Annotated in this window: 14 protein-coding genes; 7 read left to right on the forward strand and 7 right to left on the reverse strand. The window is 35.3% G+C overall.

Going from position 1 to position 12,710, the window contains the following annotated elements:
• Window positions 1-177 precede the first annotated feature (177 nt).
• Together AC1PJP_RS01045 and AC1PJP_RS01050 are read left to right on the forward strand one after the other, a co-directional pair.
• Window positions 178-810: an SOS response-associated peptidase family protein gene (locus AC1PJP_RS01045; RefSeq protein ID WP_013197622.1), complete on the forward strand. Its 633-nt coding sequence runs from the start codon at window positions 178-180 to the stop codon at window positions 808-810.
• 224 nt (window positions 811-1,034) lie between these two features.
• The gene (locus AC1PJP_RS01050; RefSeq protein WP_250375535.1) at window positions 1,035-2,489 is read left to right on the forward strand and encodes a SulP family inorganic anion transporter; all 1,455 of its coding nucleotides are present in this window, start codon (window positions 1,035-1,037) and stop codon (window positions 2,487-2,489) included.
• A 45-nt stretch (window positions 2,490-2,534) separates the two neighbouring features.
• Here the strand turns inward: AC1PJP_RS01050 and AC1PJP_RS01055 are convergent, their stop codons facing one another.
• From AC1PJP_RS01055 to kynU, 6 genes are all read right to left on the reverse strand, one after another.
• Window positions 2,535-3,713: a S8 family peptidase gene (locus AC1PJP_RS01055; RefSeq protein WP_479766383.1), complete on the reverse strand. Its 1,179-nt coding sequence runs from the start codon at window positions 3,711-3,713 to the stop codon at window positions 2,535-2,537.
• 237 nt (window positions 3,714-3,950) lie between these two features.
• Window positions 3,951-4,064, reverse strand: a complete 114-nt coding sequence (locus AC1PJP_RS01060; RefSeq protein ID WP_225623321.1) for a hypothetical protein — start codon at window positions 4,062-4,064, stop codon at window positions 3,951-3,953.
• Window positions 4,065-4,257: 193 nt separating this feature from the next.
• Window positions 4,258-4,542 carry a ubiquitination-like system serine protease family protein gene (locus AC1PJP_RS01065; RefSeq protein ID WP_479766384.1) on the reverse strand — a complete coding sequence of 95 codons (285 nt, stop codon included), beginning with the start codon at window positions 4,540-4,542 and terminating at the stop codon, window positions 4,258-4,260.
• 562 nt (window positions 4,543-5,104) lie between these two features.
• Entirely contained in the window at window positions 5,105-5,851 is a 747-nt protein-coding gene (locus tag AC1PJP_RS01070) for an alpha/beta hydrolase (RefSeq protein WP_416663228.1), read from the reverse strand.
• A 7-nt stretch (window positions 5,852-5,858) separates the two neighbouring features.
• Complete coding sequence (locus AC1PJP_RS01075) at window positions 5,859-7,265, reverse strand: amino acid permease (protein ID WP_416663230.1); 1,407 nt, start codon at window positions 7,263-7,265, stop codon at window positions 5,859-5,861.
• A 40-nt stretch (window positions 7,266-7,305) separates the two neighbouring features.
• A complete protein-coding gene (gene kynU / locus AC1PJP_RS01080; RefSeq protein WP_479766385.1) occupies window positions 7,306-8,556 on the reverse strand; it encodes a kynureninase in 1,251 nt (416 codons plus the stop codon).
• Window positions 8,557-8,703: 147 nt separating this feature from the next.
• Here kynU and gigD point away from each other — a divergent pair, with 147 nt between their 5' ends.
• Together gigD and AC1PJP_RS01090 are read left to right on the forward strand one after the other, a co-directional pair.
• Complete coding sequence (gigD, locus tag AC1PJP_RS01085; protein ID WP_004791887.1) at window positions 8,704-9,153, forward strand: Lrp/AsnC family transcriptional regulator GigD; 450 nt, start codon at window positions 8,704-8,706, stop codon at window positions 9,151-9,153.
• 29 nt (window positions 9,154-9,182) lie between these two features.
• The gene (locus tag AC1PJP_RS01090; RefSeq protein WP_282496518.1) at window positions 9,183-9,722 is read left to right on the forward strand and encodes a GNAT family N-acetyltransferase; all 540 of its coding nucleotides are present in this window, start codon (window positions 9,183-9,185) and stop codon (window positions 9,720-9,722) included.
• Here the strand turns inward: AC1PJP_RS01090 and AC1PJP_RS01095 are convergent.
• Window positions 9,704-9,997, reverse strand: coding sequence for a hypothetical protein (locus AC1PJP_RS01095; RefSeq protein ID WP_151768749.1), 294 nt, complete (start codon window positions 9,995-9,997; stop codon window positions 9,704-9,706). The genes AC1PJP_RS01090 and AC1PJP_RS01095 overlap by 19 nt on opposite strands.
• 401 nt (window positions 9,998-10,398) lie before the next feature.
• Here AC1PJP_RS01095 and AC1PJP_RS01100 point away from each other — a divergent pair, with 401 nt between their 5' ends.
• The 3 genes from AC1PJP_RS01100 (at window position 10,399) to recA (ending at window position 12,689) form a co-directional block, all read left to right on the forward strand.
• Window positions 10,399-11,085 (forward strand): HAD-IA family hydrolase, encoded by a 687-nt coding sequence (locus tag AC1PJP_RS01100; protein WP_151989163.1) that lies wholly within the window; start codon window positions 10,399-10,401, stop codon window positions 11,083-11,085.
• Window positions 11,069-11,497, forward strand: a complete 429-nt coding sequence (locus AC1PJP_RS01105) for an RNA-binding S4 domain-containing protein (RefSeq protein WP_282496517.1) — start codon at window positions 11,069-11,071, stop codon at window positions 11,495-11,497. The genes AC1PJP_RS01100 and AC1PJP_RS01105 overlap by 17 nt, the downstream gene beginning before the upstream one ends.
• Window positions 11,498-11,642: 145 nt before the next feature.
• Complete coding sequence (gene recA, locus AC1PJP_RS01110; RefSeq protein ID WP_049836882.1) at window positions 11,643-12,689, forward strand: recombinase RecA; 1,047 nt, start codon at window positions 11,643-11,645, stop codon at window positions 12,687-12,689.
• Window positions 12,690-12,710: the final 21 nt, after the last annotated feature.

Below are 12,710 nucleotides of genomic sequence, written 5' to 3' on the forward strand. Positions count from 1 at the left end.
TTTTATATCTGAAACTTTTTTGAAATGGCCATTATTTAAATAAATATTTATTAACGAAGTAATTGATAGTTAAAAATTAATACTCAAAGAGACAATTCTAATTATAAAAATATACATCACTAAAGATTAAAAGTTAGAAGCTGTAATTGAGAGCTATTTTTGCAATGAAGGTGTCTTATGTGTGCAAACTTTAAACCTATTAAGAAAACACATGCCAATCAATTAAACTTATTTGAACCCACTTTTGAATATAAGATGGATATTTTTCCAAGTGATGATTGCCCACTCATTTTATCGAATGAAAATGAGCTTGAGTGGAGAAAAGCTAAATTTGGAATGCTTCCCCCTTATGCCAAAGAAATTGCTTTCAAATACGCAACGTATAATGCCAGAACAGAGACAGTACAACAAAAGCGCTCTTTTAAACATGCTTGGTTAAATGACCAATTTGCGCTTATTCCTGTTGAAGCCATTTATGAACCTAAATATATCAATGGAAAAGCGCATTGGTATGGTATTTTCCGGCAAGATGAGCAACCTTTTACACTGGCTGCGATCTTTGAAGAAACACTTATTGATGAACAGAAAGTTAGATCAATGTCGCTATTAACAATCAATGCTGATCATCACCCTTTTATGAAACAATTTCATAAACCAGATGATGAAAAACGCTCAGTTATTGTAATACCAGATGATCTTAGAAATGATTGGCTCAACTGCACTCATTCTGAAGCAAAAGATTTTTTCTTAGATATGCCTGCGAATGAATTTACCTCAATGCCGAAAGCTGAAATGAAGAATTATGATTAAATTGGTTTAGTCGACTTAGGTTAGTCAGCCTTAAAAACTTATGCTATTCTTCGGGCACTTTTAGATGCCTCAAATCTTTATACCTATGACACTTACGCCACCTTAAGTTTATTTACCCTTATTCATTGTAAATAACTCATCACTGTTTAGTGATGTGGTGTAGTCGCTTGTGTTGGTATATCACATCACTAGCCTTTCAAAATTTAGAACTTAGGCTATTTCTCATGTTATCGAATGTCCGAGAACAATGGTTCTCTAATGTCGGCGCAGATATTCTTTCTGGTCTTGTTGTGGGTCTTGCTTTAATTCCAGAAGCAATTGCATTTTCAATTATTGCGGGTGTGGATCCCAAAGTCGGTTTATATGCATCCTTTTGTATTGCCGTTATTATTTCTTTCGTAGGTGGTCGTCCCGCTATGATTTCGGCGGCTACAGGCGCAATGGCTTTGGTTATGACAACGCTCGTAAAGGACCATGGGCTTCAATACTTATTTGCAGCAACAGTATTAACTGGCGTCATACAGATTTTGGCAGGATATTTCAAACTCGCCAAACTCATGCGTTTTGTTTCTAAATCGGTGGTTATTGGATTCGTGAATGCTCTCGCCATACTTATCTTTATGGCTCAATTACCAGAATTGGTAAATGTGACGTGGCATGTCTACTTATTAGTAGCAATCGGCTTAGGAATTATTTATCTATTCCCCTATATTCCAAAAATTGGAAAGTTCTTTCCCTCACCTCTTATTTGTATTGTAGTGGTCACATTACTCGCTATTTTTTTAGGTTTTGACGTTCGAACAGTGGGTGATATGGGATCATTACCAGATACGTTACCTATATTTCTAATTCCGAATATTCCTTTAAATTTAGAAACCCTCCTTATTATTCTTCCATATTCTTTAGCCCTTGCCGCGGTTGGCTTACTTGAATCAATGATGACTGCAACAATCGTTGATGAAATGACAGATACATCTAGTGATAAATTTCAAGAATGTAAAGGTCAAGGTATAGCAAATATTGCTTCAGGTTTTATGGGTGGCATGGCTGGTTGTGCCATGATTGGTCAATCAATGATTAATGTAAAATCGGGTGGTCGCACACGTTTATCCACATTCTGCGCAGGCATATTCTTACTTATTTTAGTGGTATTTTTAAGTGATTGGTTAAAAGTGATTCCTATGGCTGCTCTGGTTGCAGTCATGATTATGGTATCGATCAGTACTTTTGAGTGGAACTCTCTCACTCAATTTAAAAATAATCCTAAAAGTAGTAATGTCGTTATGATCGCTACCGTTATTGTAGTGGTTGCTACCCATAACTTAGCGCTAGGTGTGTTAACGGGTGTATTACTTTCAGCACTTTTCTTAGTAAATAAACTTGAAAATGATATTCGTATAGAACCTTCATTCGAGAATCAAGCTCGTCTATATGAATTAAGAGGTCAAATATTTTTCAGTTCATCTGAAAAATTTATGCAACGTTTCAACTTTAAAGAAGAAATTAAAGAAGTCATTATTGATCTTACCCACTCTCATATTTGGGATGTGACTTCAGTTGCTATGCTAGATTCAGTAGTAAATAAATTTCAAAAGAACGGTATTCAGGTAACGGTTCGCGGTTTAAATGAAGCCAGTTCAATCATGATTGATAAATATGGTACTCATGCAAAAATCTAAAAAAGGTCCTTCGGGACCTTTTCCAATTTCAAGACATACTTCTTATTAAGGTGATTTATATAACAATCGATTTGGGCTACCAGAAGGATTTTTTACCACATTACTACTTGCTTGATTTAACAGATTAGTTGAGATTGTCTGAGGTGTTGCTGTAGGGGTACTTTGTAACATTTCAGCTACAACACCAACAACATGTGGAGTAGCCATTGACGTTCCATTTAAAACTTTAGTTGCGGTATTACTCCCAATCCATGAAGAATTGATCTGACTTCCCGGCGCAAAAATATCGACGCAGCTTCCATAATTAGAATAACTCGCTCGTGTATCAGTATTATCTGTAGCAGCGACAGTAATTGCTTTACTCACTCTTGCTGGAGAAGAACTACATGCATCTGCATTAGAATTTCCTGCAGCGACAACCATCACATAACCGTTATTAAATAAGTTTTCTACTGCGCTATCCAAGGATGTGTTTGCGTCGCCGCCTAAAGACATATTCACCACGCCTGGCTTTTTACCATTTTTTAATATCCAATCTAACCCCGCAATCACGTTACTCGAAGCACCAGACCCATCACATCCTAAAATTCGTATTGGGACCAAACTTACGTTCTTAGCAACACCATAAGTACTGCCACCAACTGTTCCTGCTACATGAGTACCATGCCCATTACAATCCGTTGTACCATTTCCATCAGAGATCGCAGTATAGCCACTTACTACTCGTCCAGAGAACTGTTGATGCGTAGATAATATTCCGGTATCAACAATATAAGCTGTTGTGCCCGAGCCTGTTTGCAAATATGAATAAGCGGAATTTAAAGGTAAGGCTTTCTGATCAATACGATCTAAGCCCCAATCTGGATTGCTTTGTGTAGTTGCATCAATTTTTATGACTGTGTCATTTTCTACTGAAAGAACTTTGGGATTTTTTTTCATAGCTTCAACAAAAGCACTACCCGCAACATCGGGTAAATAAATTGCAAATCCCTTAAGTACAGTATCATAAGTCTGTAATATCTTTCCCCTATGTTGTTTAGCAATACTTTGTGCAAAATCATTAGAAGGACCAACATCCTTATTGAGAATAACAATATATTGGTTTTTAATAATTCCTCTAGCTTCCGAAGAAGTTAGTACAGAATTTGTTGTAGCAGGTGCTGCATCGACTAGATTGACGGCGGCCATTGATAAGAAAGCAGCCGATATTTGGCAAAATTTCATAAAAAATCTCCATATTTTTACTTCAGACATCGTTGTTATGATCAGTACAGTCTTTATATTTAGAGGTTAAAATTTTTTAGAAAGGAATTTTTATTATATTCTCCATGTATTATAACCAAGTCATATTTTCATAAAACTTGGGTCTATACAATACTCTTATCCTTTTCTATTAAAAGTGAGAACCAATTCAAATAAATTAAAAAGTCGAAGATTATTTTATTCTATTGATAATTTAGATTAGCTGGGATGTATAATGTAAAAATATATAATCATTAAAAACAATATAAATGTAGAAATAATGAGATATGTTCCAATAGTGTTAAAACTTCTTAAAAATTTCCAGATATCCATAAAAAACTATAAAACAGTAAGTTATATAAATTTTTGCAAATTTCAATCCTAGCTTCAACCAAAATAAATTTACAATTTCTTTAACTATACATATTCAGTATTAAATATGTAAAGATATATTTCCAGAGTCTCTATTACTTACCGATTCTATAAATTTTTAAATGATCTTAAATATATAAGACAAAAACTAAAATTAATAAAACCTATAATTTTTTAATTTTAGTTCTGGCAACTCAACTGTACATCCTGCTAAATGATGTCTACAGTTAACACTATATTCAATAAAGCCACTTTTAATAAAGTAATTACAATGCCCATACATAATTATGAGCTGATCAAAAGTTGGTTTTTCCAAATTATTATTAAAAGTCCATTGGTTACCATTAGAAAAAGGATAATGGACAGGAATATAATGAAGATACCCGCAACCTGGGCACATATGTTTATACATGCCGCCTTCAAAATATTGTACTTTCATAAAGGCTCCTTTATAAATAAAAAAAAGCCAACTTATGAGAGCCGACTAAATCAAGTACTTACCAATGCTATATATATTATTTAATTATTCTTTATAGCTTTTTATTTTCTTATAATTTATCGGACCTATATGACAAATTTATGAAGATTAAAACAGCTTATATTTTAATTAATCTACTTATTAAATGATAATTCGAGTTAAATCATGAAAAAATCCTAGTTTATTTCTTATTTATCACAGGTCTATCTTATTCATTCATATTAATCTTTGGATAGATATTATAGCTATACCACCCTTTATCTTATTGTTTTTAAAAGTCAAATAAAAAAGTCCGCATCTTGGGAAGCTACGGACTTAAAAACTCAACTAAACAACAGCTAAACAATTTATTGTCTAGTGAGAAAGCACTATCTTTTTAATCTAATTAAGTTCCACTGTTAGGTCAACAACAATAAATAATTTCTATAAAAAAACAGGTTAAGATGTGATTCACTTCACACTTTATCTTTCTATAAAATTAATTACTCATACAATCACATTGCATATATTGTAATTCGACTGCTTAAACTAATATCGATTTAAAATAGTGTTCTAAAATAGAATAATGATTAATTTTAGGAATAAGCTTAAAAGAAACAAAATCCTGATCTTGCTCTTTTTTAATATCAAAATAATTTTGGCTTTGCCATTTCAACTCTTCGAGCTCAAGTTCACCACAGTAAATTGAACATGGAATAGTGACTCGATCACTGTGATGAACAGGACTATATTTTAAGATATCTTCGCTTGAAAGATTGAGAGCATGATTTAAATGAGTGCTTTGTATAGGTCTTAAGTCATAAATTCCACTTAACAACACCATCTCAGATATGAGTGGATGGCCTAATGACAAAGCAGCCAGATGCGCCCCTGCTGAATGCCCTACCAGAACCATCTCATCGGTTCTCCAGTCTTGCTCTCGAATAAAATCGAGAGCTTGATTAACTTGAGAAACAATATCTGAAATTTTGCTTTGTGGTGCCAAATCATATTCTAAAAGAACACACTGGGCTCCTTTTGCTCGAACATACGGTACGATGAATCCAAAATCTGATTTATCACACCATTGCCAATAGCCGCCATGAATAAAAATAACAGTCTTTTGGGCTTGCTCTAATGGAAATAAATCTAAGGTTGACCTTGGATATTTGCCATATTCGATATCTCTAATATGAGTAAATTTTTGGTAGCTCAGTAAACTTGTTCGTTGAAATTCTGCCAATATCTCATGTTCATTGGCCACAGTTCTAGCATTGTCATAGGGTCTCATAGGTCTCTCACTTCAACGATTCTTCATGAGCATTTAAAGCAAGCTTGGCTGATGACCGTTTTAAATAATAGAAAACAGTAAGCACAACAACTAATGGAACTCCAAATTGTAAAGTTGACTTGAATTCATTGGTAAACCATGTGGTGACTGTGATACTTAAAATTGCGATTAACCCCAACAGTGAAATTAACTGGCTTGCTGGAACCTTAAACTTTAATTGCTGGCCTTTTCGTGCCATGTGCCTTCTGAAACACATATGGGTAACAAAAATACTGCCCCACGTGAACAGTGCACCAAACATAGATAAAGCAATCATGATCGGGAATGCCGAGCTCGGATTAATGGTATAAACAATACTCGCGATCCCAATACCCACTGCTGACAATAGCAACGCGTTGATTGGTACACCATTATGACTAATACGACCAAATAGTTTTGGTGCATCACCTGCGCGTGACAAGCTAAATAGCATACGTGTTGAGATATACAACATACTATTCATGGCGGATAAGGCCGCGACAATTACAATAAAATTTAAAATACTGTCCGCATATGGAATGCCTACAATTTTCATTACCATCACAAAAGGGCTGGTCGCATCGGCTCCAATTAAAGTTGTCCAAGGAACAAGTGCCACAATGAGAAATAAAGACAGTAGATAAAATAGGATTAAGCGAATTGCAGTACTTTTAAAAGCTTTCTTAACGGCTCTTTCCGGATCCTTAGCCTCACCAGCCGCAACAGCGATCATTTCTATACTTAAATAACTAAATATTGAAATAATTACCCCGATCCAGACCCCACTAAAACCATGAGGAAAAAAGCCACCATGCTCGGTTAAATTAGAGAGAACCTGTTCTGTTCCTCCATGACTTTGAGTCAAAATACCAATTGCTAAAAGAATAAATACAATAATTGCAAAGACTTTTATTGTCGAAAACCAATATTCAACCAATCCAAAAGCTTTAACGCTATATGCATTAACCACAAGCAAAGTCAGCGAGAAAAAAGCGATCCAGACCCAGGAACCTACATGGGGAAACCATAATTTCATATAGTCAGCAACTGCTGTAATTTCTGTACCGACCGCTAATACAATACATGCCCAATAACAATAACGGACTAAAAACCCAGCAAGAGGACTTACATAATGCTCAGCATATGCTCCAAATGAGCCTGACGTAGGATGCTGAACTGTCATCTCAGCCAAACAAGCCATAATAGCAAATGCAATTAAGCCGCCAATGGCATAGCTCACGATGACAGCTGGTCCAGCAAAGCTAATTGCAAACTTGCTTCCCATGAACAGTCCTGTACCAATCGCTCCACCAATTGCAATCATTCCCATCTGTTTTGCGGATAATTTCTTATGTAAACCCGCTTCTCGATTTTGTATTTCATCAAAACTGCTCATAGGCCCTCCTAGCCATTCTTCTGATATTAACCGTTAACGATCAGGTCACTTCGCTACGCACCAGATAACGCTCATTTTTCCATTCACTATTCAACATAATCTGCTTAAGTTGCTGTACGGCATTCCAAATATCTTCGAAACCTAAATATAGAGGTGTAATTCCAAAACGTAATACTTCCGGCTCTCGGTAATCCCCAATCACACCACGGGCAATAAGCGCCTGAATAATTTCATAACCAAACTCATGTCTATAACTGACATGGCTGCCACGATATTTATGGTTTAAAGGTGTAATCAGCTCAAAACCAAACTGAGGACATTCTTGTTGAACAAGTTGAATAAACAAATCAGTTAATTTGAGAGATTTCTCGCGTATTTGTTGCATATCAGCTTGTAAGAAAATATCGATACCACATTCGATTAGACTCATCGAAATGATAGGTTGTGTTCCACACAAATAACGACGAATACTGTTAGCTGGTTCATAGTGCTGAGCCATATCAAATGGTTTTTTGTGCCCCCACCAGCCTGATAAAGGTTGCCAGAACTGATCACGATGCTTTCGATTTACCCATAACAATGCTGGAGAACCTGGGCCGCCATTTAAATATTTATAAGTACAACCAATCGCAAAATCACTGTTGCTCTGATTAAGATCCATAGGCACTGCACCAACCGAGTGACATAAATCCCAAATAATCAAAGCATCCTTAGCGTGGATTTGTTGATTAATAGATTCCATATCATAGAAATATCCAGTCCGATAATTCACATGAGAAAGAACAACGACAGCCACATCTTTTGCCAAAACACGAGGCAAATCATCGGCCCCATCAATTAACTCAATTTGATAACCTTGATTAATCAAGTCTATAAAGCCTTCAATAATATAAATATCGGTTGGGAAAGCATCTTTTTCCGCAACAATAATTTTACGTTCCGGAAATTTTTCGGCTTGAATTTTTACCGCTGCCGATAAAACTTTAAATAAATTTAAGGTCGTTGAGTCTGAAATAATGACTTCCTCTTTTTCGGCACCAATAAGCTGCGCGACTTTATCTCCGAGCCTAGTCGGTAGCCCCCACCAATCTGCTTTATTCCAACTATTAATGAGGTCCTCGCCCCACTCTTTTGAAATAATATGCTGAGCAATCTCTAATGATTTCTTTGGTCTTGCACCTAAAGAATTACCATCTAAATAAATGACATTTTTTGGCAGTTCAAATTCATCTTTAAACTTTTTGAGTTCATCTTCCTGATCCCAATAGAGGCATTGTTCGCGAGTAATCATTTGTTATTTCACCTATTTTCAACATTTCCTTTGTATTTGAATTTTATCACGCTAATTCTTTCGATTTATTCGATAATATTTGATTAAAATTTGCTATTTTCGTATAAAATTCGAATTAAAATTAAAAAACATGGATGAAATTCGAAAATGAATGTGGATGCAATCGACCTAAAAATTCTGAAGTATTTACAAGATAATGCTCGGTTAAGTAACCAAGAACTGGCCGATCTCGTTAACCTTTCGGCTTCAGCTTGTCATCGGCGTGTTAAAATTTTAGAAAGCAATGGTGTAATTGAAAAATATCAAGCGAAAGTTAATTATGAAAAACTAGGCATAAAAATTGAGGCAATCGTCGAAATAAAACTTGCCCAGCTAACAGAAAATGATCACAACTTCTTTTTAAGTCAGATCAAAAATTTTGATGAAGTCATTAATGCATATATTATTACTGGCGAATCTAATTATGTTTTACACGTTGCGACCAAAGATTTGAGTTCTTTTTCTCATTTTGTCATTAACACCTTAAATAAAATAAAAGGTGTAGTGAGCATCAATTCCAAGATCATTTTACAGAAGATTGTGCAAAAACCACTTTGACCCCTCATTTTTAATTAAAGAGTCATCTCATGATCGAAACAAAGCGTTTAATTTTAAGACAGTGGAAAGAAAGTGATTTTGAGCCATTTATAACAATGGGCTTAGATCAAGATGTTATGCAATTTTTCCCAAATCTTTTAACACCCCAAGAAAGCCTTAATTTAATCCAAAAAATTTCATCTCTCATTCATGAAAATGGTTGGGGCTTTTGGGCAGTAGAATTAAAAGAAACCCATCAATTTATCGGATTTATTGGTCTACACAGCCAACCTGAACAATTTGACTTCTCTCCATGTGTGGAAATTGGGTGGCGACTTGCAAAAGAATTTTGGAAACAAGGTTATGCAACAGAAGGAGCAAAAGCAGTTTTAGATTATGGTTTTAATATACTGAATTTAGATAAGATCGTTTCATTTACCGCTACAATTAATACACCCTCTCAAGCTGTCATGAAAAAACTTGGAATGCAAAAAGTTAAAAACTTCGAACATCCTAAAGTTCCTCTTCATCACGAATTAAGAGAACATGTGTTATATGAAATCACGAATGCTTACTCATCAAAGTCATAACCGACAGAGGTTGAACATTCCCAATATTCATGAAGCTTATCTGCTATTTCTTCTTTTTCCATAGTAGTAAGCACATAAAAAAGTTTAGCCTCTTTATTCTTTCTTAGAATTAATAAATTGTAATAATCATACTCAGGTCCATTCAGCCCTAAGTTAAGCTGTGACTCACAATGTTTTTCTGCTTTGTAGTGCCACTCAAGTTTATAAGTATCAAGGCCATCGGCAGCATTGATTACGATACCGTCATTGGTTCCACCAATAAATCCAATTTTCATTGCTTTCTCTAAATTCTTATATGAATAATTTTAAATATAACTTTAAATAAGTATCCTTCAATTTATAAAATGTTTGTCAATACGTATCCTATGTAAGCAAACTTAATCCTAGGGGCTAAAAATCTTAAATAAATTTTAAATATTTTTAATTTAAAGGAGGAATTTTCTACTAAAACTGCTTCATTATTATTTTTTGTTTTACCAAATTCCACGTTATAATTTCAAACCATTTATCTTTCCTATCCGTCCTATGAAGCTATGTAAATTTTAGAAAATTATTGGATGGAGTTTTAAATTAGTTTGAGTATTTATAAGTTTATTTAATTTATGATTTTAAAAGGATATATGGTAAATGTGTCTTAAAAATTTTGCTATGAATGATTTTGGAGATATTTAAAAAAATGTCTAAAATCATAATGTTTGACATGGATGGTACACTCTTAGATCTCGCTTTTGATGATTTCATATGGAATGAATGTCTTCCTGAACGACATGCAAAAATACATCAACTTCCCCTCTCCAAGAGCAAAGAAAAGCTATATCAATTTTATCAATCACATCGCCATACGCTTGTTTGGTATTCATCAACCTATTGGACTAAAACTGTAGGCGTTGATGTACTCAAATTACAACAAGAATTTCAATCTAAGATTCAAGCTCGTTCTGGCTGTATTGAGCTTTTGCAACAACTTAAAGAGCAAGGATACATGTGTTGGCTAGTGACGAATGCTGACCGCGCGAGCTTACGCTTAAAACTCGATAATATTGCGATTGAACATTTCTTCGATGTCATCATATCAAGTGAACAAGTAGGTTATGCCAAAGAAGATATTAATTTTTGGCAAGAACTCCAAAGATTACATCCATTCAATCCAGATGAAACGATTTTTATTGATGATACGGCTCCCGTATTAAAGACAGCAGAAAAATTTGGTATTCAACACTTGTTTACTATCTCGCAGCCCTCAAGTCTAAAGGATATAAAACAGCATCAAGATTTAGAATTTAAAGCACTAGATCGACTTACAGAATTGCTGTCTATATTGAATGAAATTGATAGAAAGGATAATGATGTCAAAATTGCCTGAAAACGATGCTGTAGAGACCATGCGTGTCGACAAATGGTTATGGGTTGCTCGTTTTTTTAAAACTCGTTCAATTGCTAAAGGAGCGATTGAGGGAGGTAAAGTACATCACAATAATGAGCGTGTAAAAGTTTCCAAAGAAATTCGAGTTGGAATGGAACTTGTTATTCAGCAAGGGTTTGATAAGAAAACTATTGTGATAAAAGCTCTTTCGAACACACGTGGTCCAGCTCCAATCGCACAGCAACTTTATGAAGAAACCGAAGTAAGTATTGCTAGACGGGAGTTGATTGCATCCCAACGAAAATTGCATAATCTAGCTCGACCTGACCATAGACCGGGTAAAAAGGATCGTCGTCAAATTATTCGGTTTAAACAGGAGAATGATCAAAATTGGTCATACGGTGATGAATAAAAACGTCGAGTTGTGTCGCACACACACATACAACACATAGAAGCTATAGAAAAAATCTGTCACTATTACCCTAGTGAAACAAGTTGAGATTCAATGCATCCACTTGGGTTAAACGTGATGAACATAGAGTATTGAGGTTTTTGAGATGGATGAGAATAAAAGCAAAGCATTACAAGCCGCGCTAAGTCAAATTGAGAAACAATTTGGCAAAAATACGGTGATGCGTCTCGGTGACAACACTGTTCAAGCTGTTGAAGCTGTATCTACAGGCTCTTTGACTTTAGATATTGCATTGGGGATTGGCGGTTTACCAAAAGGTCGTATTGTAGAGATTTATGGTCCAGAATCTTCTGGTAAAACCACAATGACTCTACAAGCAATTGCACAATGTCAAAAAACTGGTGGTACTTGTGCCTTTATCGATGCAGAGCATGCATTAGATCCACAATATGCGCGTAAGCTTGGTGTAGACATTGATAATCTGCTTGTATCGCAACCTGATAACGGTGAACAAGCACTCGAAATTGCAGATATGCTCGTTCGTTCTGGTGCAATTGACTTAATCGTTGTCGACTCAGTCGCTGCACTTACTCCTAAAGCAGAAATTGAAGGTGAGATGGGTGACTCTCATATGGGCTTGCAAGCTCGTCTAATGAGTCAGGCACTTCGTAAAATTACGGGTAATGCTAAACGTTCAAACTGTATGGTTATCTTTATTAACCAGATCCGTATGAAGATTGGGGTAATGTTTGGTAGTCCAGAAACTACAACTGGTGGTAACGCATTGAAGTTCTACGCTTCTGTACGTTTAGATATCCGTCGTATTGGTCAAGTAAAAGAAGGCGATGAAATCGTTGGCTCTGAAACCCGAGTTAAAGTGGTTAAAAACAAAATGGCTCCTCCTTTCAGAGAGGCTATTTTCCAAATCCTATATGGTAAAGGCACAAACCAGCTAGGTGAACTTGTAGATTTAGCTGTACAACAAGATATCGTACAAAAAGCAGGTGCTTGGTATTCATATCAAGGTAATAAAATTGGTCAAGGTAAGAACAATGTTATTCGCCACTTTGAAGAAAATCCTCAAATGGCTGGAGAGATTGAACGTAATATCCGCGAACAGTTGTTAACAACAGGTACTAATACTGCTCAAGTTGAAGATGAAGAAGAAGCTGATCTTCTACTAGAATCTTAATTATTCATGAGCCTTAAAACG

This window comes from Acinetobacter sp. V116_7, from assembly GCF_056735735.1.